Source organism: Stenotrophomonas maltophilia (assembly GCF_004920835.1).
Taxonomy (GTDB): Bacteria; Pseudomonadota; Gammaproteobacteria; order Xanthomonadales; family Xanthomonadaceae; genus Stenotrophomonas; species Stenotrophomonas maltophilia_AQ.
The window spans coordinates 162,113-186,617 of the sequence record NZ_QFHO01000002.1 but is presented as its reverse complement, the minus strand read 5'-3'; the positions used below and the strand labels follow the sequence as shown (position 1 = coordinate 186,617).

General features: G+C 65.1%; 25 protein-coding genes and 1 tRNA gene. 16 read left to right on the top strand and 10 right to left on the bottom strand.

Annotated features, from left to right (window positions below):
- Window positions 1-273: 273 nt before the first annotated feature.
- Window positions 274-840 (bottom strand): TetR/AcrR family transcriptional regulator, encoded by a 567-nt coding sequence (locus DI041_RS02360; protein ID WP_136638731.1) that lies wholly within the window; start codon window positions 838-840, stop codon window positions 274-276.
- 170 nt (window positions 841-1,010) lie between these two features.
- Between DI041_RS02360 and DI041_RS02355 the strand changes: the two genes are divergently transcribed.
- Complete coding sequence (locus tag DI041_RS02355) at window positions 1,011-1,841, top strand: universal stress protein (RefSeq protein ID WP_136638730.1); 831 nt, start codon at window positions 1,011-1,013, stop codon at window positions 1,839-1,841.
- Here DI041_RS02355 and DI041_RS02350 read toward each other — a convergent pair.
- Entirely contained in the window at window positions 1,789-2,682 is an 894-nt protein-coding gene (locus tag DI041_RS02350; protein ID WP_136638729.1) for an AraC family transcriptional regulator, read from the bottom strand. The two genes, DI041_RS02355 and DI041_RS02350, sit on opposite strands and share 53 nt — an antisense overlap.
- A gap of 146 nt (window positions 2,683-2,828) precedes the next feature.
- On the opposite strand from DI041_RS02350, the gene DI041_RS02345 reads away from it, so the two are divergent.
- Window positions 2,829-3,386 (top strand): GNAT family N-acetyltransferase, encoded by a 558-nt coding sequence (locus DI041_RS02345; protein ID WP_136638728.1) that lies wholly within the window; start codon window positions 2,829-2,831, stop codon window positions 3,384-3,386.
- A 7-nt stretch (window positions 3,387-3,393) separates the two neighbouring features.
- Here the strand turns inward: DI041_RS02345 and DI041_RS02340 are convergent, their stop codons facing one another.
- Window positions 3,394-3,858: a GNAT family N-acetyltransferase gene (locus DI041_RS02340; protein ID WP_211195197.1), complete on the bottom strand. Its 465-nt coding sequence runs from the start codon at window positions 3,856-3,858 to the stop codon at window positions 3,394-3,396.
- Between DI041_RS02340 and DI041_RS02335 the strand changes: the two genes are divergently transcribed.
- A complete protein-coding gene (locus tag DI041_RS02335) occupies window positions 3,857-4,105 on the top strand; it encodes a hypothetical protein (protein ID WP_248298455.1) in 249 nt (82 codons plus the stop codon). The genes DI041_RS02340 and DI041_RS02335 overlap by 2 nt on opposite strands.
- A gap of 1,387 nt (window positions 4,106-5,492) precedes the next feature.
- Here the strand turns inward: DI041_RS02335 and DI041_RS02330 are convergent.
- Window positions 5,493-5,569 (bottom strand) — tRNA-Arg (locus DI041_RS02330).
- Between the two features lie 119 nt (window positions 5,570-5,688).
- Here DI041_RS02330 and DI041_RS02325 point away from each other — a divergent pair.
- The 6 genes from DI041_RS02325 (at window position 5,689) to DI041_RS02300 (ending at window position 11,573) form a co-directional block, all read left to right on the top strand.
- A complete protein-coding gene (locus DI041_RS02325) occupies window positions 5,689-6,351 on the top strand; it encodes a phosphatase PAP2 family protein (RefSeq protein ID WP_136638726.1) in 663 nt (220 codons plus the stop codon).
- A 60-nt stretch (window positions 6,352-6,411) separates the two neighbouring features.
- The gene (locus DI041_RS02320; protein ID WP_057503544.1) at window positions 6,412-6,753 is read left to right on the top strand and encodes a hypothetical protein; all 342 of its coding nucleotides are present in this window, start codon (window positions 6,412-6,414) and stop codon (window positions 6,751-6,753) included.
- Between the two features lie 80 nt (window positions 6,754-6,833).
- A complete protein-coding gene (locus DI041_RS02315) occupies window positions 6,834-7,943 on the top strand; it encodes a polysaccharide biosynthesis/export family protein (protein ID WP_169050343.1) in 1,110 nt (369 codons plus the stop codon).
- 1 nt (window position 7,944) lies between these two features.
- A complete protein-coding gene (locus DI041_RS02310; RefSeq protein WP_248298454.1) occupies window positions 7,945-8,628 on the top strand; it encodes a YjbF family lipoprotein in 684 nt (227 codons plus the stop codon).
- A 3-nt stretch (window positions 8,629-8,631) separates the two neighbouring features.
- Complete coding sequence (locus DI041_RS02305) at window positions 8,632-9,384, top strand: capsule biosynthesis GfcC family protein (RefSeq protein ID WP_136638725.1); 753 nt, start codon at window positions 8,632-8,634, stop codon at window positions 9,382-9,384.
- Complete coding sequence (locus DI041_RS02300; RefSeq protein WP_136638724.1) at window positions 9,384-11,573, top strand: YjbH domain-containing protein; 2,190 nt, start codon at window positions 9,384-9,386, stop codon at window positions 11,571-11,573. Before DI041_RS02305 ends, DI041_RS02300 begins: the two co-directional genes overlap by 1 nt.
- A 67-nt stretch (window positions 11,574-11,640) precedes the next feature.
- On the opposite strand, the gene DI041_RS02295 is transcribed toward DI041_RS02300, so the two are convergent.
- On the bottom strand, window positions 11,641-12,075 hold the full coding sequence (locus DI041_RS02295; protein WP_136638723.1) for a low molecular weight protein-tyrosine-phosphatase: 435 nt from the start codon (window positions 12,073-12,075) through the stop codon (window positions 11,641-11,643).
- A 115-nt stretch (window positions 12,076-12,190) separates the two neighbouring features.
- A complete protein-coding gene (locus tag DI041_RS02290; RefSeq protein ID WP_248298459.1) occupies window positions 12,191-13,543 on the bottom strand; it encodes an undecaprenyl-phosphate glucose phosphotransferase in 1,353 nt (450 codons plus the stop codon).
- Window positions 13,544-14,079: 536 nt separating this feature from the next.
- Between DI041_RS02290 and amaB the strand changes: the two genes are divergently transcribed.
- From amaB to DI041_RS02255, 7 genes are all read left to right on the top strand, one after another.
- Window positions 14,080-15,612: an L-piperidine-6-carboxylate dehydrogenase gene (amaB, locus tag DI041_RS02285; RefSeq protein WP_136638721.1), complete on the top strand. Its 1,533-nt coding sequence runs from the start codon at window positions 14,080-14,082 to the stop codon at window positions 15,610-15,612.
- The gene (locus DI041_RS02280; protein WP_136638720.1) at window positions 15,612-16,451 is read left to right on the top strand and encodes an SDR family NAD(P)-dependent oxidoreductase; all 840 of its coding nucleotides are present in this window, start codon (window positions 15,612-15,614) and stop codon (window positions 16,449-16,451) included. The genes amaB and DI041_RS02280 overlap by 1 nt, the downstream gene beginning before the upstream one ends.
- A gap of 137 nt (window positions 16,452-16,588) precedes the next feature.
- Window positions 16,589-16,873 carry a DUF4190 domain-containing protein gene (locus DI041_RS02275; protein WP_136638719.1) on the top strand — a complete coding sequence of 95 codons (285 nt, stop codon included), beginning with the start codon at window positions 16,589-16,591 and terminating at the stop codon, window positions 16,871-16,873.
- Window positions 16,874-16,878: 5 nt separating this feature from the next.
- Window positions 16,879-17,649, top strand: coding sequence for a class I SAM-dependent methyltransferase (locus DI041_RS02270; RefSeq protein ID WP_136638718.1), 771 nt, complete (start codon window positions 16,879-16,881; stop codon window positions 17,647-17,649).
- Window positions 17,650-17,657: 8 nt separating this feature from the next.
- On the top strand, window positions 17,658-18,713 hold the full coding sequence (locus tag DI041_RS02265; protein WP_136638717.1) for a quinone-dependent dihydroorotate dehydrogenase: 1,056 nt from the start codon (window positions 17,658-17,660) through the stop codon (window positions 18,711-18,713).
- An 8-nt stretch (window positions 18,714-18,721) separates the two neighbouring features.
- Complete coding sequence (gene murB, locus DI041_RS02260) at window positions 18,722-19,783, top strand: UDP-N-acetylmuramate dehydrogenase (RefSeq protein ID WP_136638716.1); 1,062 nt, start codon at window positions 18,722-18,724, stop codon at window positions 19,781-19,783.
- A 32-nt stretch (window positions 19,784-19,815) separates the two neighbouring features.
- On the top strand, window positions 19,816-20,703 hold the full coding sequence (locus DI041_RS02255; RefSeq protein WP_136638746.1) for a DMT family transporter: 888 nt from the start codon (window positions 19,816-19,818) through the stop codon (window positions 20,701-20,703).
- Window positions 20,704-20,845: 142 nt separating this feature from the next.
- Here the strand turns inward: DI041_RS02255 and DI041_RS02250 are convergent, their stop codons facing one another.
- From DI041_RS02250 to DI041_RS02235, 4 genes are all read right to left on the bottom strand, one after another.
- Entirely contained in the window at window positions 20,846-21,853 is a 1,008-nt protein-coding gene (locus DI041_RS02250) for an aminoglycoside phosphotransferase family protein (protein WP_136638715.1), read from the bottom strand.
- A gap of 98 nt (window positions 21,854-21,951) precedes the next feature.
- The gene (locus DI041_RS02245) at window positions 21,952-22,986 is read right to left on the bottom strand and encodes a DUF418 domain-containing protein (protein ID WP_136638714.1); all 1,035 of its coding nucleotides are present in this window, start codon (window positions 22,984-22,986) and stop codon (window positions 21,952-21,954) included.
- A complete protein-coding gene (locus DI041_RS02240) occupies window positions 22,983-23,573 on the bottom strand; it encodes a TetR/AcrR family transcriptional regulator (RefSeq protein ID WP_136638713.1) in 591 nt (196 codons plus the stop codon). The genes DI041_RS02245 and DI041_RS02240 overlap by 4 nt, the downstream gene beginning before the upstream one ends.
- Window positions 23,574-23,670: 97 nt before the next feature.
- On the bottom strand, window positions 23,671-24,444 hold the full coding sequence (locus DI041_RS02235) for an APH(3')-II family aminoglycoside O-phosphotransferase (protein WP_430543757.1): 774 nt from the start codon (window positions 24,442-24,444) through the stop codon (window positions 23,671-23,673).
- Window positions 24,445-24,505: the final 61 nt, after the last annotated feature.

Genomic DNA, 24,505 nt, shown 5'->3' with positions numbered 1-24,505 from the left:
TCCATGGCCACTACAACCGTCCCTGGACCCCGTTGGTCAGGTATGAAGTTCTGCAACTACGATACCGCACCGCAACAAAAGTGTGATGAACGTCTCATTTAAATTTACCGCTTCCGGCGTTATTCGACGACCACAGTTGTAGCAACCCGGAAGTGCGACACCGTGCACGATTCCGGCAGTGCGAACGCCCTTTCCGGCAAGACGTCACGCGAATTCGGCGCGAGTTGCACGCCGCAGCACATCGCGGCGCATTGCGCGCCGCGGACACCCCTATCAGGCCGTCCTAGCACCATGACGGAACGATGCGAGCAGCGTGGAAGCTGCAGATGCCGGTGCCATGCGGCCACGCGCAAGCGACCAGGTAATGCCGTAGAAGCAGGTCCAGTAGAAGTCCGCCAGCCACACCGCGCTGAATTCGACGTTGAACTCGCCTGTCTTCTGACCACCCAGGAAAAAGGCTTCGAATCGATCGCCTATCGTTGCCCAGCGTTCTGGCAGCAGATGCAGGTCACCCTGCCGCTGCTGCTCTTCCATCATCCGCGCGAACACCAGGGTCACCAGCTCCCAATCGGCGAGCAGCGTGGTGGTGACCTGCTCCAGCACATGCTGTGCATCCGCGCCATCGTCGAACCAACTGGCCGCTGCCTCCAAGCGCTCGAAGCCTGCGGCGAACAACGCCTCGTCGATCGCCTCGCGGGTCGGCGCGAATCGGTACAGGGTGGCGCGACTGATGCCGGCACCCCGCGCCAGCTCACTGAGCGTGCAGCGCGGATGACTGACCAGGGTGGCCGCCAGGGCGTGGTGCAGGTCGCGGCGTGGGCGGGCGGTGGCGGGTCGCATGAAAGGGTCGGAAACAGGGGGTACGAACACGCTAGCATGAATCATCAATTAATAAACTGAATCAAAATTGATTCACTCGAATCACAGATGCGCTACAACGGAGCTGCGTCCGGTGCACCCGGGTCGGTGCATGGCAGGGAACGCGTCACAGGCATCGAAGGAGAAAGGCCATGCTGCATCCACTGCGCGATATCGCTGTGCTGTTCGATGCCAGCGACACCGGACAACGCGTACTGAACATCGCCTCCCACCTGGCACAGACACAGCAGGCACATCTGGTCGCAGTGTCCACTGCCCAGCATCCCACCGACATCGCCAACGGCTTCGCGCGTGGCGCCGGCATCGCCGCCGCGCTCGATCATGAAGCGCGCGCCGACGCGGCCTGTACCGCACAGTTGATGCAGAACCTGCGCGCACTGTCCGAACCACTGCAGATCAGCACCGAGCTACGCATCGTTTCGGATTATCTGGGCGGAGCCGACCTGGCCCTGCAATCGCTGTACTGCGACCTGATCATCGCCGGCTATCCGCATACACCCGGGGCCCCCAGCGGCTGGCGGCCCCTGGGCACACTGCGCCAGACCGGCGTGCCGATGCTGCTGGTGCCGCCGCACTGGCAAGGCGATCAGGTCGGCCGCCGCATCGTGGTGGCCTGGAATGCCAGCAAACAGGCGCGTCGCGCAGTGGCCGATGCGCTGCCGCTGCTCGCCCGTGCGCAGGCCGTGCACCTGCTGATGGTCGACACGCCCAAGACCGAAGGCGCACCCGGTACCGAGATGGCCCAGCATCTGGCACGGCACGGCGTTGAAGTGGAAATACAGGCGATCAACTCGAGCCAGGGCGGCATCGCCGCGACCATCCGCCAACACGTGCTGGACGCCGAAGCCGATCTGCTGGTTCTGGGCCCCTACAGCCGCAGCCGGGTGGTGGAGCGCGTGCTTGGCGGGGTCACCGAGGACCTGCTTGCCGAAGTGCCGGCGCCGCTGTTCGTATCGCACTAGTCCCACCCTGCCCCGCTCGGCGGTAGCCGGTCAGCGATTGACCGGTATGCCGCCGGAAATACCGGCACAGGTACGACGCATCCTCGAAACACAGGCGATCGGCAATGCGTCCGATCGGCAACTCGCTGTACGTGAGCAGCGCCTTGATCTCCAGCACCACCTGGCGGTCGATCAACGCCTTCGGCGTTTCATCGAAGCATTCGCGGGTGAGCTGCGAGAGATAGAACGGGGTGATGCACAGCGCCTCCGCATAGGACTGCACGTCACGCTGGCGCGTGCTGCGCTGGCCCACCAGCTCCCAGAAGTTCCAAGCCAGGCGTTCTCGCCGGCTGACTTGCGCGGGTACCTTCTTCTGCTTCGGCAGCAACGTGGCCATCTTCAGGAAGAAGCTCTGAAGCAGATTGCGCAGCATCACATGGCGGTGCCGTCCACCGTTGTGCTGCGCGTCCATCATCAGCTGCAGCCACCCCTGCAGCAACGGCACATCCAGCGGTGACGGCCGGCAGTGCGGCTGTTCGTGCAGGAACTGGAACAGCGCATTGGGCAACACATAGGCCACCTCCGATGCCAGCGACTTGGGCATCAGACAGACCATCGCAAGGAAGCCGCGCGAGCGTTGCCGCAGCAGTGCCAGTGTGTCCTCTGCCAGCACCAGCGCATCATGACGCTGCACCGCTACCTCGCGGAAGTTCAGTGCAAAGCGTGCGCGTCCCGAGACGCATACCAGCACCGCCAGATAGGCGTGTCCGAACGACAGCGGGACGCCCTGCCCTTCGGCCAGCGTGCTGACCTCCAGGCGCATGGATTCGTCCTGGTCCAGAAGCTGGGGTACGCGGTCCATGGGCCGATCCGGCTGTAATCCGGGCCCCAGCATACCCGGGCTCGACCGCCAGTTGTGAAAAGTACCGAAATCATCAAGGTCCGGCCCTGTGCCCGCGATGCGCCGGAACCTAGCCTGTGCACTCTCTTTCCGTATCTGGAACTGCCATGCAGCTACACACCGAACGCCTGATCCTGCGCCCCTGGCGCGACACCGATGCCGCCGATCTGTACGAGTACGCCCGCGACCCGCGCGTGGGCCCCATCGCCGGCTGGCCGGTGCACACCAGCGTCGAGGAAAGTACCGAAATCATCCGCACCGTCTTCAACCGGCCAGAGGTCTACGCACTGCAGAACCGCGAGGACGGCCAAGCGATCGGCTGTGTCGGCATCCTGATCGGCGCTGACAGCAATTTCGAGATCAGCGACCGCGAAGGCGAGATCGCCTACTGGATCGGCGTGCCGTACTGGGGGCGCGGGCTGGTGCCCGAAGCAGTGCGTGAAGTGATGCGGCACGCCTTCATGGATCTGGAGCTGGACGCGCTGTGGTGCGGCTACTTCGCCGACAACCTGCAGTCGCTGGCCGCACAGAGCAAATGCGGTTTCCAGCATCATCATACCGAGGTGGACAAGTTCAACAGCTTCCTCGGCGACTACCGCACCGAGCACATCAGCCGCATCACCCGCGAGCATTGGTTTGCCTTGCAGGCCACCTTGCCGGCATGAGCGGAGTTCAGGCCGACGTGCGCTGCATGAAAAGAAGTTCTGGTGTTGAGGACGCTTCAACCTGCTGGAAACCGAGATCGCGGTACAGGGCCACGGCGGCCGTGTTGTCACGATAGACGCGCAGGGTGAGCCGCTCGATGCCGTCTTCGTGCATGGCCTGTGCACTCAAGGCCTGCATGAGCAGCCGGCCAAGGCCGCGCCCGCGTGCCAGTGGGGAAACAATGATGCGGCCCAGGTGCGCAGTGCCGACGTCGGTTATCCAGTACTGGCCAAAGCCCAGGCACCGGCCCTGCTCGTCCAGCAGCGCCCAGCCCGGCCGCGCCCCGAGCTCGAGCACCTGCGCGAACCGTTCCGGCGGCAAGGGAAACGGCACGCCGGGGCCCGCCCAGCGCTGGGTGGCCGCGGCGGAATCAAGCCAGCCGGCAATGGTGGCGTAGTGGGAAGGCTGGACGGCGCAAAGGTTTGGTTTCATGACGTTCATGGTGCGCCATTTGCACTGGGCAGACATGCTGCACGAGGAGGGCGCCATGGCCCTCTCAGCACGACTGGCGCCGGTGTGGTCTTTGTATGACCGGCTTGGCGGGATTCGCGTCATGGCCTGCGCGGCGGCCCTGCTGGGGCTGTGCGGCGAAGACTGCCTGCCACTGCCGTTACAGGGGCTGCGGGGCGGTGAGCGCGAGGAGGTGGCGGCGGTGCTGGGCGTGGTGGGGCTGTTGTAGAAGCCCGGCGAGCGGGTGCCGTGCGGTGTGGCGGGTGGTGAGCCCGGCCCTCGCCCACAGCCTCACCGGGTTCTTTGCCTTGGTTCAGATCACTTCCAGATACTGGCCGACCTCAAGACTGCACCGTTGAAGCTTCCTCATGGTTGCGTCACAGTTCCCCACTTCCGATGGAGGTGCAGAATGCATGGAATGATCCAACACATCAGGATGGCAACAGCTGGAAGCACACTTATGCTGTTGGCTGCCTGCACCTCTGTCGGCGACACGCGAAGTTCCGGACCTGTAGCCACTTTCTCGTCCAATCAGGCCCCCTTAGCCGCCGCCACGTGTGTCCGCGACGCATGGGGAGAGGTGAGCATCGGAGGATCACGATGGCAGTATGTACTTGAGCCCCGTTCCGATGGCTACTCCGTGTCGACCTCCAGCGGCGGCGTCCCGGCAGAGTTTGTTGAGGTCACCCCTCGAGCTGGAGGGGGAAGCGATATCAAGTTCTATAGTAAGTTCCTGAAGCGTCGACAGGCTCGCTACATCGAAGCCGTCACCCAATGCGGTGTCCGCTCACCGTAACTCCAAGTCTTGAGCCTCGCGAAGGTCACAGCCTTTGCCGGGATGCTGGCCCTGACGTCAGCCGGAAGGATACGACCGGCGGTCGAAGATCCTGCGAACGCAGCAACGATCTGCCTGAATAGCTCGGACCGGACGCCGACACGACGCTGCTCGCCCGCACCCGGAGGGCCCGTCGAAACCACTTCGGTCTTGGATTGGGTCAAGGCTCACTCACCAGCATATGCGCCGCTTTGCTTTTGGGTCGGCCATCCGGCCCCGCTCCGAATGGGCGGCAGTGATCTGGAAGGAGTAGTACATGGCAGCAATCTGTCCGCGGTGCCTTTTGGCTACGTAATGGAGGTCTGCCACCTCAGCCGCGCGGTGAACGCGCCGCGGAACAACAGCTTGAATCTGCTGGTGCAGATCGCCTGGGGTTGGCGACACCAAGACGCGAATTGCGCTCTGTAAGGCCCGCGAAAGCCCGGGGCCATACCTTTCCCTTCGCAGTACAACACAAGCAGCAGAGCGCTATTCGCGCATCAATCTTTGCATGGGGGCAACGTGGCGAGCTTGGGTTGGTTCGACGGAATGGTCCTCGGCTTCTTGCTGGGCGTCGCTGCAAGCGCAATTGCCGCATTCCTCGCCCTTCGTGAGAACAGGCGGGACAAATGACCGCAGCTCAAGCCTCCCCAGAGAGGATGACGCCGACGGAGTAGAACTCCGGCACCATTCGGCCGCACCTACCACCGGGGCCGCGCGATGGAGGCTTGCCGCCTCGGCCGAGCAAATGGCGCGTCAAGACATTCAGCAAGCCGGTCAAATGCCACAAGCCATTGATATATGGTGACCCCGGCCCGATTCGAACGGGCGACCTTCCCCTTAGGAGGGGGACGCTCTATCCAGCTGAGCTACGGGGCCATTGGCAGCGGGGAAGGATACCGCGTCTGGCTGAATGGACCAAGCGCGAGGCGTTCTGCAGGACGCCCAGCATCAGTATTCTGTGCGCATCTACCCGCTGCACTTAATACCGTCGCCGCATGATGACCTTCTGGGAGAGCCTGTCTGCACTCGGCGACAGCCGCGCCTTGTTTCCGCTTGCCATTGTACTCGCCTTGTTCCTGCCAACCTCTCACCGCCACCTGCTGTGGCGCTGGGCCGTGGCCGTCACTGTAGTCGCCGCGACAACGCTGGCCAGCAAGATCGCCTTCATGGGCTGGGGTTTTGGGATGGAGCATCTGGATTTCACCGGCATCTCCGGGCATGCCGCCATGTCCAGCGCGCTCTATCCCGTGGCCTTATGGCTGCTGGCCAGCGGCCGCAGCCGACACTTGCGGGCCTGGGCCGTCGCCGGCGCGGGGCTTGCAGTGGCGATCGGCTGCTCTCGACTGCCTTTGCGGGCCCATTCTCCCTCCGAGATCATCATAGGACTCAGCCTCGGCCTGGCCGCGTCGGCTTGGGTGCTGCGTCACGGACAGACGCTGGGCAACATCCTGGCGGTGCATGGCCGCGCGGCACTGCTGGCCATTGCCGCCGCCATGACCACGCCGATATTGCTCGCAGACTTACACACTCATGACCTCGTGAAGGCCGCTGCCAAGACACTGTCCGGCCGCGCGCAGGCATTCGAGCGTCAGGATCTACGCGGCCACTCATCGCCAGACAGAAGCCATCATCAGACACGAAGTTTTCACAAATCTTGACAGCAAGTGTTCATCCGCAGAATATGTGAAGGGAATTTTCCCTGACGGAGCAGGCCTCCCATGTTCAAGAAGACGATCGCAGTTGTGGCACTGGCGGCCCTGTCCGCCTCCCCGATGATGAGTTTCGCGCAGGAAGCGCAGGCTACGGCCGGCACGGAGGCTACTGCGGCGGAAGTTGCCGGCGCAGAAGCTGCTGGCGTCTCGACCGCTGCAGTCGTGGGCACCACCGTAATCGGCGTGGCCGCCGCTGCCGTTGCATACAGCATCGGCGGCGACAGCACCAGTGGCAGCAATGACGGCGGCAGCGGCACTGATCCGGGCGGCCCGGGTCCGGGCGGCCCTGGCACGGGTGGCACCGGCGGTACGGGCGGCACCGGTGGTACGGGCGGCACCGGCGGCTGATCAGCGCACCGCGTACCATTCAGGCCCTCGCCGGGCGCGGCCCGGCGGGGGTTTTTTATGCCTGCCAGACTCTCATTCCCATGAATAACCTCACCCCTCGCCTTCTCGCCGCTGCGTTGACCGCACTGGCGCTGTCCAGCTGTGCGCTTGCGCCGGGACAGCACCTGCGTCGCAGCGACGTCGCCGTTGACCGCAAGAGCGGCGATGGTCAGCTGGAAATCGTCACCATCACACCGAAGCTGATCGCGCAGGAAAACGCCGCGCGGACGCAGAATTCACTGCCAGCTGCATTGTTCGATTACCAGCCGGCACCATACACCGTCGGCGCCGGCGACATTCTCTATGTCACCGTATGGGATCACCCGGAACTGACGGTGCCAGCCGGCCCCCAGCAGCAGGGCGCTCTGGCAGGGCGCCTTGTGCAGAGTGACGGCACGATGTTCTACCCATACATCGGCAAAGTCGCAGCCTCGGGCAAGACGCCGATGCAGCTCCGCGAGGAGATCAGCACCCGCTTGGCCAAGTACGTGGAATCGCCCCAAGTGGACGTATCCGTCCTCACCTATGGCAGCCAGCGGGTCTGGGTGACAGGCGCTGCCCAGCGATCCTCGCCGATTGCTCTGGGCACTTCGCCGCTGACGCTGGCGGATGCGATCAGCCAATCCGGACTGGACAACCAGCAGGCCGACTTGTCGGGTATCCAGCTCAGCCGGGAGGGCGTCACCTACACGATCAACCTGGAAACCCTGGCCCGCGAGTTTGGCGGCCGCCAATTGCTCCTCAAGGATGGCGACTCCATCTTCGTGCCCTACCTTGATCGCAAAGAGATCTTCGTGGTGGGCGAAGTCAATCAGCCCGGCGCCTACAGCTTCCGCACCGGCGATGTCTCGCTGAACCAGGCACTCGGCCGTGCTCGCGGCCTGCTTCAACAGACCGCAAGCGGTAACGCCGTGTATGTCATCCGCGGCAGCACGGACCTGCAACAGGAGCCCTCGATGGTCTATCAGCTGGAGGCGCGCTCGCCGACCGCGTTTGCCGCTGGTAGTCAGTTCCATCTGCAGCCAGGGGACGTGGTATTTGTCGGCGCAGCCGGCGTCAGCCGTTGGAATCGCTTCGTGAATCAGCTGCTGCCCTTCACCAATATCCTGTACAACGCGGCACGTACCGGAACCGAAATCAAGGACAACTGACATGGCTCGCATGGATGCGGCCTGCCAATGCCCGGCACATCGCGCCCGTGGCGCGGTGTTGCTGGTCATCGTCGCCGCCCTGCTGTTCACCGGCTGCACCACCGGCAGCCGCTCCACAGTGGATACCTTCCGGCTGATCACCCATCGCCCGGCACAGGCGACCGCGGAAGGCGTGGCCAGCAACCGCTTCCCGCAGATGCAGGTGGACACACCTGACATCGTCGCCGTGGCAGTACTGGGCTACATCGATGCGGGCCGGCAGCAGTGGTTCGCAGGTACACACGCGGTGTTCGAGATGGACCACCATGGCCTGCTTCTGGGCGGCAGCGGTCTGGGACAGCAATGGCGTGCCCGCATCATCGGCCCGTCACCTTTTGATGACCTGAGGGGCGTGACCACGCCCGTGAGCGTGCAGCGCCGCTACGACTGGGTGCCCGCCTACCAGGTCGACGTCGCCGTGACTGGCACCCTGAGCAGGGGTGCACTGGAGCAGGTGGACATCCTTGGTTCGCGCCGAACCCTGCAGCGGTTCGACGAACAGCTGCGGGGCGGTGGCATGAGTGGCCGCAATGTCTACTGGGCAGACCCAGCCACCGGCTTCATCTGGAAGAGCCGACAGCATCTGGCGCCCGGTCGCGTCGCAGAACTGACCCAGCTCAAACCCTATCGCACGGCCAAGGATTGAGCCATGACGTTCAGATTTTTCAGCGCGGCTATCCTCGCCGCGCTGCTGGCCACCAGTGCTGCCCAGGCCGCGCAGATCCATATTGAGGGCGCCGCTGAAGCGACCGGGGTGTACGAGCTGAGCGCCGGCGCCCGCTTGGCCGAGGGCCTGCTGCTGGCCCGCCCAAGCGCCGACGCCTACCTGCTGGGGACAAGCCTCGAACGCCCGCAGGCCCTGCAGGCCCAGGTGCGGCTGCGCGCGGGGCTGCAGTATGGCGCCGGGCAGTTGGCAGAGTCTGCCGACGCACAGGTCGTGGCGCTCGCACAGGCTCTGCAGACCTGGCTGGAGACACATCCCGCCACCGGCCGGACGCCCATCATCGGCTCCGCACGCCTGATCCAGGTGCAGCCCGCAAGCAACCCTGTACTAGCGACAGGCGACAGGCTGCGGTTCCCACTGCAGCCACGCACGATTACTGTCATGGGCGCAGTGGAGCAGGAATGCCAACTGCCGCACGTCCCGCAGCGCGACGCACGCGACTATCTGCGTGACTGTCATCCCAGCCCTCTTGCCGACCGCAACGACATCTACGTGATCCAACCCGACGGGCGAGTCCAGCAGTTGGGTATCGGCCTGTGGAACCGCGCAGATCCGCAGGCTGTCGCGCCAGGAGGTACGGTCTTCGTGCCCGTACGTGCCTCCCTCATCAAGCGTATCGACCCGCTGTTCAACAGCGATTTCGCCACGTTCATCGCCACCCAGCCCATCAATCCGTGATGACCCAGTCCTGCCTGCGCGCGCGCCCGGTGCGCCCCGCCCGTTTCGCACTGAGCGCGCTCGCCTTGTCGCTATCCTGCGCACTGCATGCCCAGGAGGCGCCGCCACCCACTGCCAACGAATGGGGCGGGATCGGCCTTCTGCAGACGCCTACCGCGCGCATGGCAAGCGACGGAGACCTGAGCTTCACTGCGTCGTACAACGCTCCGTATGCACGCTACAACCTGACCATGCAGCCATTCCCATGGCTGGAGGCATCATTCCGCTACATTAATGTCAATAACTTATTGTATGGGCCCAGCGTTGCCGGCGATCAGCATTACAAAGACAAGTCGATCGACTTCAAACTGCGCCTGTGGCAGGAATCACGCCTGCTGCCGGAACTTGCCTTTGGTGTGCGTGACCTGGGTGGTACCGGATTCTTTTCCAGCGAGTATCTGGTCGCCAACAAGAATTTCGGTCCGTTCGATGCTTCGATCGGACTCGCCACCGGCTACATTGGCAACCGAGGTGACTTCTCCAATCCACTCGGCGCCATCGATGATCGTTTCAAGGACCGCCGCTCCATCGCCAACAGTGACATCACCCAGGCCGGCAAGTTCGGCCTGAGCAACATGTTCAAGGGGCCGGTCGGTATCTTTGGCGGCATCACCTACCAGACACCGATGGATGAACTGCTGCTCAAAGTCGAATACGACGGCAACGACTACCGCCGTGAACCCCGCAACAACAACCTGCGCCAGCGCACACCCATCAACGTGGGCCTTGTCTATGTCCCCAGCCGTAATGTCGAGCTGACTGCTGCCTGGGAGCGCGGGGACGCGGCGATGTTCTCGCTCACCCTGCGTGGCAACCCGGGCAATACGCCTGCTGCACCGAAACCGTTCGACCCGCCACCGCAACGGATGCTGCCCGCGACCGCTGTCGCCGAGCAGCGCGCAGCCGTCACCAGCGGCGACGCCTCCGGTGTCGCACCCGTCACCAGCACCGACTGGGCCGCAGTCACCGCCGAACTGCAGCGCAATGCCGGCTTCCGCGTCGAACGCATTTCGCGCCGCGGCGACGAGCTGTATATCGACGGTTACCAGACCCGCTACCTGCATGCCGCCAAGGGCCTGGGCCGCGCCACGCGCATCCTTGCCAACGCGACCGGCGATGACTACGACTGGTTCACCCTGCGCACCACCCGCGTGGGCATGCCGATCGCCGATCTGTCGATCAACCGTGAAGCATTCGCCGGCTACCTGGATGGCACGGTCAGCGAAGACGTCCTGCGCCGGAGCACGGAACTGCAGGCACCCGACACGCGCGCGCGGGAGACGCTGTACAAGCCCAAGCGCACCCCCTTCGGCGGCGGCTTCAACGTCGGCTACCGGCAGAACCTGGGCGGCCCCGATGGCTTCATCCTTTACCAGATCGCAGCCAACTACACCGGCAGCCTGTTCCTGCGCGACAACATCTGGCTGACCGGCACCGTCAGCGCCGATGTCACCAACAACTACCACAAGTTCAAGTACAACGCGCCCAGCCGCCTGCCGCGCGTGCGCACCGACATCCGCCAGTACCTGACCACCTCCGACGTGATGCTGCCCAACCTGCAGGCCAATATCGCCGGACGGCTGGCACCGGACCTGTATGGCATTGCCTATGCCGGTTACCTGGAGTGGATGTATGCCGGCGTTGGCGGCGAGCTGCTGTATCGCCCAAGCGGCGAGCGCTGGGCGGTTGGTGCGAATCTCAACCGGGTGCAGCAGCGCGACTACGACCAGCACTGGGGTCTGCGCGACTACCGCGTCACCACCGGCCACGCCACGTTCTACTATGCCTTCGACGCCCGTGAACGCATCATCGGCTCGCTATCGGTCGGTCAGTACCTGGCTGGCGACAAGGGCGCCACTCTGGACCTGGCCCGCGTGTTCAACAATGGCGTGACCATGGGCGCCTATGCGACCAAGACGAATGTCTCGGCGCGCGACTTCGGTGAAGGCAGCTTCGACAAGGGAATCTACTTCAGCATTCCGCTCGACGGCTTCTTGCCGCGCTCCACGCGCGGCCGTGCAGCCTTCAACTGGAACCCGCTGATCCGCGACGGCGGCGCCATGCTCGGCCGCAAGTACGGCCTGTACGGTATGACCGGTGACCGCGACGAGCGCTTCTTCTACGACAACCTGCGCAACGTCGGCGAATGAAAAAAGCCGGGGGCCTGACGGCTCCCGGCTTTCTGCCTCCAGCGCACCTTCAGTAGGCGCCGGGCACTCAAAGGTAGCGGACCCAGCTCTTCACGCCTTCATCCATCAGCGTGTAGACGTGTTCGAATGCCGCCCGTTGCTGGCGATACGGATCGGGAATCTCGCGGTCGGACTGCCACTTGCCCAGCAGGAAAGTCTTGCCCGACGCCTCTGGCGCGATCTCGATGATGCGATGGACGTGCTTGCGCTCCATCACCAGCACCAGATCCGAGGCACCCAGGATGCTGCGGTCGATCTGCCGTGCACGATGGCTGCTGCCATCCAGGCCATGCTCGGTCAACAGCGCCTGCGCGGTCGCGTCCACGCCATGGTTGACCAGCGCCCCCAGGCCGGCCGAGGACACCGTGATGCCCTTGCCCCGCACTGCCTCACGCAGCATCACTTCAGCCGACGGACTACGGCAGATGTTGCCGACACATACAACCAGAATATTCTTGAACACGGACAACGGCTTCCATCAGTTCTTCGGTACATGAAACGCAGCGCCCGGCCGCTTCTGCAGATCGGGCGCTTCCACGCGGGCGCGGCCGGCATATCGCCAGCGACAGTCTCGGCGCCTAGTATGCCGACTTCTGGCCCAGCACCTTGAAAGCCGTCATCACAATGATGCGCACATCCAGCGTCGGACTCCAGCGCCGGATGTAATCGATGTCGTACTGGACCCGCTTCTTCATCGAGCGCAGCTCCGGAGTCTCACCACGCAATCCATTCACCTGCGCCCAACCGGTAATACCCGGCTTCACATAGTGACGATGCATATAGCGCTCGATCACACGCTCATAGTGGTTGTTGTGCTGGATAGCGTGCGGCCGCGGCCCCACAACCGACATGTTCCCACCCAGCACATTGAAGAATTGCGGCAGCTCATCCAGGCTGCTGCGGCGCAGGAAGGCGCCGAACCGGGTCACTCGCGGGTCACCGCGCGTCGCCTGGGTGATCTGACCCGTCCCCTCGGCATGCACGCGCATGGAGCGGAACTTGAGCATCCAGAATTCCTTGCCGCCAAGCCCATGACGCTTCTGGCGGAAGAAAACCGGCCCCGGCGAACTCAGTTTCACGCCAATGGCCAGCACGGCAAACAACGGCGCCAGCAGGATCACCGCCGCACCGGCAACCAGGATGTCCTCGACGCGCTTGAACAAGCGGAACCGATGATCCACCAATCCTTGGCGTACACCGATCATCGGTACATCACCCACCTGGTGCACACCAGGGTTGAGCGCCCCAAGGCCAGTCGTATCAGGGATCAGACGTACAGGTACCGGGAATCGCTCGATCTGCTTGAGCATGTCCTTGATCGCGGATGCGTCCCCCATTGGCATCGAAACCCAGACCTGGTCGAACTCGCCGCGGTGCTGATCCATGTACTGCGGAACGTCTTCCAGCCGCCCCAGCCTGCACGGCGCGTCCCCGCCGCGACGGGTGGCGATATCGCCCGCACCGGCAAAGTAGCCGATGACGTCCTTGCCAAGCTCCGGCTTCCCACGCAGCAGACGATGCAGCCTCAACGCGGGGGCCCTTAGCCCGACCAGCAGGATCCGCTCATGGTCCATCCCGCGCGAGCGCAGGCGATGCAACTGCACCCTCAGTAGCACTCGCAGCGCCGCCATCGATCCCAGGCCAAAGGCGTACCAGCCAACCAGCCATGTCGAAGGCACCACATCGGCAAGCCCGACCAGCACGACATAGAGCGAGAACAGCGCAAAGGTGGCAGACCAGGCCAGCAACAACAGCCAGAGATCCGCCAGAAGGCCACGGATCCGCCAGTTGCGGTACACCGGCGCCACAGAGAAGCAGACGATGGCACTGAGGATCACCGCGCCGAACACGATGCGCTGGGATGAATCAGGCGCACCTGTTCCGTACAGCAGAATGTGGGAAAGAACTGCCATGCCCGGCAGCAGCAGCATGTCGCCCAAGCGCAGCCCCAACTCCAGGGCAGCCCGGGCTTCGACGCGGCGGCGACCCACCCGGGCCCGCTCTGCGGAAAGATCTTCTACTGATCCATGTAGCAACGCACTTCTCCATTCTCGGCTCGACGGGACGCGGAATTGCCTGCATCCACGTGCATGGACTCCCCAGCCGGCACGGAATCATCGAGGTTGTGTCAATCAAATGTGGAGGAATTGTGAATGAAGATTGAGCCAAAAGATAGGAATTTCGACAGACTGCGGGCCCAAGTGAGCACCCCAGAATAGTCATACCTCACTGAAATCATTAATAAATCTTTATTTTTCAATTTGCATCGACATGAGTCATTTCACGTCAAAAAATGAACGCCATTGCGCACTTCATGTCGGTTTGCTGGCGCTCAACCCACCCCATTCCACCCCGCACCGCACCAAAGCCCAGCAACCTCCCTCTGCTACCATCGCCGGTTCTGTTCATCGCGTCCCCCACCTGCCCGCGATGGCGCCAAACAACGTAACGAAACACAGGAGTCTGCATGTCTTCCGAGCTGCTCAAGTCCCTTGGCCTGGACGCGATCAACGCTGGCACGTACCTGGGCAACGGGGAGTGGTCGAGCGCGACCAGTGGTGAGCTGATCACCCCGGTCAACCCGACCACCGGCGAGCCGATCGCGCAGGTCCGCGCGACCACCGAGGCTGAGTACGAGACCGTCGTCACCCGCGCCCAGGAAGCCTTCAAGATCTGGCGTACCACGCCGGCCCCGCGCCGCGGTGAAGCCGTGCGCCTGTGCGGCGAAGCACTGCGCAAGCACAAGGACGCCCTGGGTTCGCTGGTCGCCCTGGAAATGGGCAAGAGCAAGCCGGAAGGCGATGGCGAAGTGCAGGAGATGATCGACATCGCCGATTTCGCCGTGGGCCAGAGCCGCATGCTGTACGGCTACACCATGCATTCCGAGCGCCCCGGCCACCGCATGTACGAGCAGTACCACCCGCTGGGCCTGGTCGGCATCATCTCGGCCTTCAACTTCCCGGTCGCGGTGTGGAGCTGGAATGCGTTCCTGGCCGCCATCTGCGGCGACGTGTGCATCTGGAAGCCGTCCAACAAGACGCCGCTGACCGCCATCGCCTCGCTGAAGATCTGCAACGATGCCCTGCGCGAAGCCGGCTTCCCGGACATCTTCTTCCTGATCAACGATGCAGGCACGGCGCTGTCGGAAAAGATGGTCGATGACCGTCGCGTGCCGCTGATCAGCTTCACCGGCTCGACCCAGGTCGGCCGCACCGTCAACGAGAAGGTCGCGCGCCGCCTTGGCCGCTGCCTGCTGGAGCTGGGTGGCAACAACGCAATCATCCTGGACGAAACCGCCGACCTGAAGCTGGCCGTGCCGGGCATCGTGTTCGGCGCGGTCGGTACCGCCGGCCAGCGCTGCACCACCACCCGCCGCCTGATCGTGCACCGCTCGATCTACGCCGACGTGCTGGCCACCCTGGTCAAGGCCTACAAGCAGGTGGAAGGCAAGATCGGCGATCCGACCGATGCCGCCAACCTGATGGGCCCGCTGAACAGCGATGGCGCCGTGCAGCAGTTCCTCGATGCCATCGCCCAGGCCAAGGCCGCCGGCGGCACCATCGAAACCGGTGGCACCCGCATCGACCGCGCAGGCAACTTCGTACTTCCGGCGATTGTCTCGGGCCTGAAGAACAGCGACGCCGTGGTCCAGCATGAGACCTTCGCGCCGATCCTGTATGTGATGCCATACGACAGCATCGACGAAGCCATCGATATGCAGAACGGCGTGCCGCAGGGCCTGTCGTCCTCGATCTTCACCCAGAACCTGAAGACCGCCGAGAAGTTCCTGTCGGCCGCCGGCAGCGACTGCGGCATCGCCAACATCAACATCGGCACGTCCGGTGCGGAGATCGGCGGCGCCTTCGGTGGCGAGAAGGACACCGGCGGTGGCCGCGAGTCCGGCTCGGATGCGTGGAAGGTCTACATGCGCCGCCAGACCAACACCATCAACTATTCGGATTCGCTGCCGCTGGCCCAGGGCATCAAGTTCGATCTGTGATGGCAAACGACGCGGACACGTCTGTGGGTCAGAGCCCCTCCGGGGATCTGACCCCAGCGAAGGGTCGGACCCCCGCAGGGGCCCCGACCCTCGATTTCACCGGCCGCCGCGTGTTGATTGCCGGCGGCAGCAAGGGCATCGGTCGTGAGATGGCGCTGGCGTTTGCCGGCGCCGGAGCGCAGGTCGCGGTCTGCGCTCGCGGCCAGGCCGGTCTGGATGCCCTGCGTGCCGATGCACGGGTGCAGGGCTTCGAACTGCACACATTCTCCGCCGATCTGGCCGATCCCGGCCAGATCCAGGCCTGGCTGCAGGCCGCCGCCGATGCACTTGGTGGCATCGATGTGCTGGTCAACAACGCCACTGGCTACGGCATGGCCGATGACGAGGACGGCTGGGCCGCCAGCCTGCAGATCGACCTGATGGCGGCGGTTCGGGCCTCTCGCCTGGCCCTGCCCTGGCTGCGCAAATCCAGCGACGCCTGCATCCTCAATCTCTCTTCGATCGCCGCGCAGCAGCCGCGCCCCGGTGGCGCACCCTACGCCGCCGCCAAGGCCGCGCTTTCGCACTACACCACCTCGCAGGCACTGGCGCTGGCCAAGGAACGGATCCGGGTCAATGCCATCGCACCGGGCTCGATCGAGTTCGATGACGGCCTCTGGGACCGCCGCCGCACCGAAGATCCCGCCCTGTACCACGGTACGCTGGCGAAGATTCCGTTCGGTCGCTTCGGCCACCCGCGCGAGATCGCCGATGCCGCCCTGTTCCTGTGCTCACCGCTGGCGCGCTGGGTCACCGGCAGCGTGCTCAACGTGGATGGCGGCCAGGTGTTGATGGGCTGACACCGGCACTCCGGTAGCTGCCAACCTGGCTGAAATGCCTTTCGTCGACCAAGGTCGACGCCTGCCATCGCATCCGCCGGGCATGGGATTGCCAGGGCAGAGGCACTATCATGTGCGTACTGCCAAGGAGGACCCCGATGAGCGTGGCACCCCGACAGACAAGCGCCCTGGCCGTGGTCAGCCTGGTCATGGGCATCGCCAGCTGGACCGTCCTGCCCTTCGTGGCCAGCGTCGTGGCCATCATCACCGGCCACATGGCCCGCGCCGAAATCCGCCGCCGCCCGCATGAGCTGGAAGGCGATGGCTTGGCCGTCACCGGGCTGGTGCTGGGCTGGGTGATGGTCGGCGCCGTGATCGCCGCCATCCTGGTCTTCATCCTGTTCTTCGGCGGCCTGGCCTGGCTCGCTGCAATGTCGAACTGACTGCCATGACCGCCTCCGACAGCACTGAACGCTTCAGCAGCCGCGTCGCAGATTACGTCCGCTATCGACCCGATTACCCGCCGGCCCTGCTGGACTGGCTGCACGGTCCGATGGGCGTCAGCCACGAGGCTCTGATCGCCGATATCGGCGCCGGCACCGGCATCTCCAGCCGTCAGTTTCTGGCCAGCGGTCATCCCGTTGTTGCGGTTGAGCCAAATGCGGCCATGCGAGGCGCCGCCGAACAGTGGCTGGCGCCGCAGTATCCGGACTTTTCCGCAGTCGACGGCCGCGCCGAGGCCACCGGACTGGCCGACGCCAGCATTGATCTGGTCAGCGTCGCACAGGCCTTCCATTGGTTCGATACCGTGGCGGTGCGCGCCGAATGGCAGCGAATCCTGCGCCCCGGTGGCCTGGCACTGATCTACTGGAACTCGCGCCTGCTCGATGCCAGCCCGTTCCTGGTCGGCTACGAACAGCTGCTGCTGGACTACGGCACCGACTACTCCGCTGTGGCCGAGCGCTACCAGGATGACGCCACCATGCTGGCCTGGTTCGGCGCAGGCCTGCGCGGCATGGTGGAGTTGCCCAACGTGCAGCACCTGGACTTCGACGCCCTGCGCGGGCGCCTGCTGTCCTCCTCCTATGCCCCCCAATCCGGTCATCCGCGCCACGCGCCGATGATCGATGCTTTGCAGGACCTGTTCGCCGCCCATGCGGTCGACGGCCAGGTTGCTTTTGAATATCGAACCCGAGCCTTCCTCGGCACGCTGGACTGAACCGACGCATGTATTCGCTTGCCCGCCCCTTCCTGTTCTCGCTCGACGCCGAGCGCGCCCACGGCCTCGGCCTGTCCGCATTGGACCTGGCCTATCGCACCGGCACCACGCCGCTGCTGGCCGCACGCATCGCGCCGATGCCCAGCACGGTGTTCGGGCTGACCTTCCCCAATCCGGTCGGCCTGGCCGCCGGGCTGGACAAGAACGGCGAGCACATCGACGCACTGTTCGCATTGGGCTTCGGCTTCGTCGAGATCGGCACCATCACCCCGCGCCCGCAGGCCGGCAACCCGCAGCCGCGGCTGTTCCGCCTGCCGGCGCACAACGCGATCATCAACCGCATGGGCTTCAACAATGCGGGCGTGGATGCGCTGGTGCGCAACGTCGAGCGCGCGCGCAACCGTCGCGGCATGCTTGGCATCAACATCGGCAAGAACAAGGACACCCCCAACGAACAGGCCGCAGATGACTACATCGCCTGCCTGGACAAGGTGTACCCGCTGGCCGACTACATCACCGTCAACATTTCCTCGCCGAACACCGCCGGCCTGCGCGAACTGCAGGAAGAAACCTCGCTGCGCCAGCTGGTCAGCCAGCTGCGTGAGCACCAGGAAAGCCTGGCCGCCCGGCATGGCCGCCGCGTGCCGATGCTGGTGAAGGTTGCACCGGACCTCAGCGAGCGCGACATCGACGCCGCCGCACGCGTGCTGGGCGAACTGCAGGTGGACGGCGTGATCGCTACCAACACCACCGTCGACCACAGCAAGGTGGCCGGCGACCCGCTGGCCAACGAAGCCGGTGGCCTGTCCGGTGCGCCGGTGCTGGAGCAGTCCACGCTGGTGCTGCGCCGCCTGCGCGCGCGCCTGCCCGAATCGGTGCCGCTGATCGGCGTCGGCGGCATCCTGTCCGGTGCCGATGCGGTGGCCAAGATGGCTGCTGGTGCGGCGCTGGTGCAGTGTTACAGCGGCTTGATCTTCCGTGGCCCCCCGCTGGTATCGGAGTGCGTGGAGGCGATCCGTCGCCGCCGCGAAGCGCCGAGCCGCGGCGCGGTGGCCCCGCTGTGAGCGCGCCCATGGATACCGTCGATGGCAATGCCCCGCTGCGCTGGACGCTCACCCGCAACGCGCCGCTGCAGGCACTGAACACCTTCCACGTGCAGGCCAGCGCAGCCCAACTGCTGGAACTGCACGATGCCGCGCTGCTGCCGGAGGTACTCGGCTTGCCCGACGTGGCCAACGGCCCGCTGCTGGTGCTGGGTGCCGGCAGCAACGTGCTGATCGCCGAAGACCTGCCCGGCACCGTGCTGGTGTTCGGCAACCGTGACATCAGTTTCCTTGAGCACCGCGCCGACCATGCGGTGATCCGCGCCGGCGCCGGTGTGCCCTGGCATGATCTGGTGATGTGGTCGCTGCAGGAAGGCCTGTCCGGCCTGGAAAACCTGGCCCTGATTCCCGGTACGGCTGGTGCCGCGCCGATCCAGAACATCGGCGCCTACGGCGCGCAGGTTGGCGAGTTCATCCAGGCGGTCGAAGCCTGGGATTGCGAGGAGCAGGCCTGGGTGCGGCTGGACAATGAACAATGCGCTTTCGCCTACCGCGACAGCGTGTTCAAGCAGCAACCGGATCGCTACCTGATCACCGCCGTCGAGTTGAAGCTGCCGCTGCTGCATGATCTGCGCATGGACTACGCCGGCATCCGCGAGGAACTGCAGGCGCAGGGCGTGGAATTGCCGAGCGCGGTGGACGTGGCCAACGCGGTGATCGCGATCCGCCGCCGCAAGCTGCCCGACCCGGATGTGCTTGGCAATGCCGGCAGCTTCTTCAAGAACCCGGTGCTGCCGCTGGAACAGGTCGACGTGCTGCTGCAGCACTTCCCTGAGCTGCCGGTGTTCCCGGCAGACCGCGAAGACAAGCGCAAGGTCTCGGCGGCATGGATGATCGAGTCCTGCGGCTGGAAGGGCTTCCGCGAAGGCGATGCCGGCGTTGCGCCGAGCCACGCACTGGTGCTGGTCAACCACGGCAACGCCACCGGCGCTGAGCTGCTGGCGCTGGCGCGTCGCATCTCGGCCTCGGTGCTGGAGAAGTTCGGCGTGCCGATCGAACCGGAGCCCCGCCTGCTCGGCGCACAGTGGTGAACAGCCCCGCCCTCTCCCCCAGCGCCACCCCGATGCGGGCGGCGCTGCTGATGCTCGGCAGCACGATGGCATTCGGCCTGATGGCGGTGGCAATCCGCTATGCCACCCGTTACGTGCCAACCCAGGAAGTGGCGTTCTTCCGCAATGCCTTCGGCCTGCTGGCGCTGCTGCCGATGCTGCTGCGTCCGGGCCACGCGCCGCTGAAGACCCAGCAGCTGCCGCGCTACTTCGTACGCAGTGCGATTGGCCTCGGCTCGATGCTGTGCGCATTCTGGGCGCTGGGCCATCTGCCATTGGCACAGGCGGTCTCGCTCTCCTACTCCACGCCGCTGTTCGTCACCATCGCCGCCGTGCTGTGGCTGGGCGAGACCGTGCGCGTGCGCCGCTGGGCCGCGGTGGTGGTCGGTTTCATCGGCGTGCTGGTGATCGTCCGCCCAGGTACCGCAGGCTTCACTGCGGGCAGCCTGGTAGCGGTGGGTGCGGCCGTGCTCAGTTCGCTAGTGGCGATCCAGATCAAGCAGCTGACCCGCATCGACAGCGCCGACACCGTGGTGCTCTATACCTACGTGTTCTGGGTGCCGCTTTCGCTGGTCCCGGCACTGTTCGTCTGGGTCTGGCCCACCGGCATGGCGTGGCTGTGGTTGCTGGCCACCGGCGTGCTCGGCACCATCGGCCAGCTGCTGTGGACACGTGCGCTGCGCCTGGGCGAAGTCTCGGCGCTGACCCCGATCAGCTTTCTGCAGCTGCCACTGGTGACGCTGTGCGGCTGGCTGCTGTTCAATGAAACCGTGGATCGCTGGACGATCATCGGCGCCGGCATCATCCTCGCCGCCAACGCCTACATCGCCCACCGCGAAGCGGTGCTGTCGCGCCGCGCAGCGAGCGCAGCGGCCTCGTCAGCAGCCAAGCCCGCCGAATGAAAACCGCCTCAATGGACAAGCCCTTGGTAGAGTCGACTGTTAGTCGACTATCGCGCGCAGCGCGGGCTTTGCCTGTTCCAATCGAAGAGCAGTCGACTAACAGTCGACTCTACCCGGGGCGATCCTGGCAACGGCCCAGAACCTAATCCAACGCGCGATACACCCGCTCCGCCGCATCGAACACATTGCCCGGCGCGAACTGCTCACCCAGGTAGTGCAGCGACTGCCGGCGCAGCTGCGGCGAGCGCTCCTCACCGTCGCTGCCCAGCAGCACCTGCTGGAACTCGATCAGGTCCTGCAGGATGCGCCAGTGCCGGTACCACGCGATCCAGCGCGGATCCCCAAGGTCGCCGCCATAACCCTCCGCGAAATCGAGCGGATTCTCGCGACCCCAGCGACCGCCCACGGCGCCACCGATGAACATCAGGTCGCGCTCGCGCGGCGCCAGTGACAGGCCATCCCAGTCGATCAGATGCAGACCGCCATCGTTGCCCATCAGCAGATTGCCGGCATGCAGGTCGGTGTGGCACAGATGCAGGTCGACCGGCGCCTCCTTCAATGCAGCGCGCAGCTCCAGCGCATGCGCATGCAGTGCCGCGATGCGCGCATGCTGTTGATCCCAGACCGAAGCGAATGCGCGCCCCAGCCCATCCTTCGCCACCGCCAGCCCTTCACCGGCCAACCATTGCCCCACCGTCTCCAGCGCCGCGGTTTCCAGCCGTACGATCGGCAATGCCTGCTGCAACTCCGGAGGCAGCCGCGCACCGTGCAGGCGTCGCAACACCTCCCCCAGCCGCCGCCACTGCGTGCGGCTCAGCGCCGCCTCGAAGCCGGACTGGCCTTCGATATAGGGGAACAGGGTGAACTGCAGGCCCCAGCGCTGCACCGACGCGCCACCGGTCAGCGCCGGCCATGGCGCGACGATTTCGTCTATGCCGAGGGTGCCGCGCAGCCAATGCAGGCTGTCCCAGACCGAGGGATCAACCTGGTAGTTCCGGCATTTCAGCCACCATTGCCCGTGCCGCGCATCGATGCGATACACGCTGGCATTGGCGTCGGCACCCACCGGGCGCGGCACCACCGCAGTGGCCGTGATGCCATAGGATTGTTGAAGGACTTCGCCGAGATGCTGCGCCGAAGCGAATGACATGGATGCAAGCGGAAAGTATTACCTGCCGCCACTATCGCAGATGACTTCGCTGCGACACAGACATGTCCGTCACAACATCGTGCGGCGCAACCAAAGAACTAGCCCGCAATACGGCGCATCACCGCCTCCAGCGGACCGCGCGCGAACTGCCATGACCACAGCCACGCCGCAGCGGTCGCGAGCATCAGGAACAGCAGTGCCCACAGCAGTACCGAGGCCAATGACGCGCTGCCGTCCAGGAGGCCCAGGCTTTCCAGCGTGCCCATGCCCAGCAGGATGTGGCCGACATACAGGGTCAAGGTCATGCGTCCCGCCGCCGTGAAGGGCTCCAGCCAGTCACCCGGGTGTACCCGCATGAGCCACAGGCAGGCGGCAATCACACTGCAGGCCGCGCCCGCCCCGGTCAGCACATAGGCAGGACCCGGCGGCATCGGCTGCGTTCCCAACCAAGCCTGCCACGGCGTTCCCTGGGCCAGATGCTGCACACCATGGCCGGCGCCGATCAGCAGCAGGCCCAGCACCAGCAGCGCGTGCTGGACCCTCGGCTGCGACAGTTGCAGGCGTGCCAGCAGCATCCCCAGCAAGAAGAAGCACAGCCACGGCAGCAGCGGATGGAAGCCATTGAACAGCAGGTTGCGGACCGCGCCCGGCCATTGCCACAGACCGGCGTATTCCAGCGTCTGCCAGTTCCATCCCTGACTGTAATCCCAGTGCAGCAACGCCCAGAACGAACAGGCCGCCAGACCCACGATGCTGCCCAGCAACACCCGCGGCGAGGCGCGCAGCCACACCACGGCCAACGCGAAATACACCGCGTAGTAGTGCAGGATATCGGCCGGGAACAGGGTCAGGTTGAGCAGGCCCAGCGCCAGCAGGAACGCAGCACGCCGCCAGGTCTGCATGCTGGCCTGCCACCAGGGCTGCCGCTGCGTTGCCAGCACCAGGCCAAGACCGGCCAGGGTGACGAACGTCGCCGAGGCCTTGCCTTCCAGCAGATGGAAGACGCCGGCCAACCAGCTCGTACCCTCTGCAGGCACGGCCATCGCCAGGCGGAAGTTGACCAGCACCATGCCGGCCAGTGCGAGGTAACGCGCCAGGTCCAGCCCGTGCAGTCGCCGGTCAGCAGCGCTCATGCACGCGCCCCCAGCAGCAGCACGAGCAGGCCAAGATCCAGCGATGCATCCTCGGTGCCATCGGCTTCGCCCAGCCCCCGACGCAGCGCATCGCTTTCGATCGCATCCAACAGCACCTGCGCCTGCAGCGCCGGGGCCAGCGCGGGTCGCCGCCGCTCGCGCTGCGCAACACGCAGCAGGGCATCGCCCAGCACCTGCTGCAGCTGCCTGCGGTTGGCCGCAAAGGCCTTGGCCACGGCAGGGTTGCGCGCACTCTCGGCCAGCACCTCGACCGCAAGCGTTGCCCATTCCGGCTGCCGGCACAGTGCATGGAAATCCTGCAGGAAGGCCATCACCTGTGTCCGCTCACCGTCGGCGGCCGCCAGGCGCTGCAGCATCGGAGCCAGCTCTTCGCTCTCGGCCACCGCTACCGCAAGGATGATCGCCTCCTTGCCCGGGAAATGGTTGTAGAGATTGCCCAGGCTGACCCCGGCAGCCTGCGCGATGTCGCGCATGCTGGTCTGGTGGAATCCCTTGGCGAGGAAGCACTGCAGGGCGGCCTGCAGGATTTGCGTGACACGTTGCTCGTTGCGGTCTGTTCGGTTCATGGCATCAATTGTGAACGAACGTTCGTACATTTTTAAAGGGGGCGAAATCCATCGGCAGGGCACCGTTCAGCGCCGCCCTACCCGACCCTGCGCAGCTTCAGAAAAACTCGTCGAGCAGCCGATAGAACGCCAACCGACGCTCATCAGCCACCGCGCCATAGCGCTGGAACAGCGGGGCTACCCAGCGCGTGTCACCGAAGTTGTGGACGATGCTGCGCGCGGCCAGCGCAAGGTCCTGATAGCGGTCGGCCACGCCCAGCCGGCCACAATCGATGAAACCACTGAAGCGGCCCTCGGCCACCATCAGGTTGGGCAGGCAGGCATCACCGTGGCTGACCACCAGATCTTCATGCGCGGGCTGGCTGGCGAGCAGCTCGGCAACGACCTGCTGCGCACTCTGCCCCAGGCGCTCATCATCGAAATCATCGGCATCGACCAGGCCCGCTTCGACGCGCGCCACCGCGGCCTGCACACGCGACGCCAGCCGCTGGTCGAACGGGCAGGCCGCCACCGGCAAGGCATGCAGCCCGCGCAGCGCGTCGGCCAGCACCTCCACCAGCTGCTGCGGGGCGAGTTCCGGCGAGGACGCCAGATCACGGCCCGGCAACGCGCTCATCAGCAACCAGCGCCGGCCCGCGTCCTCGGCGGTGGCGATCACCGTCGGCGCCGGCTGGCCCTGCGCCTGCAGCCAACGCAGGCGGGCAATCTCATGACCCAGCTCACTGAAGGCATCGATCACTTCCGATTTCAGGAAGGCATCGGCCTGCCCCGGTCGATGCACGCGAGCGACGTCCGCACGCGAAACCCCGATCGACTGCCGCTCGATGCGCGCGCCGGCCAGCGCTTCGCGCCACGCCGATGGCAACGGCATGCCGTCGCTGCTTGCGGGTGTTGCCTGCATGCCGGGGTGCTCCAGTTGCCGGTGACCCCAT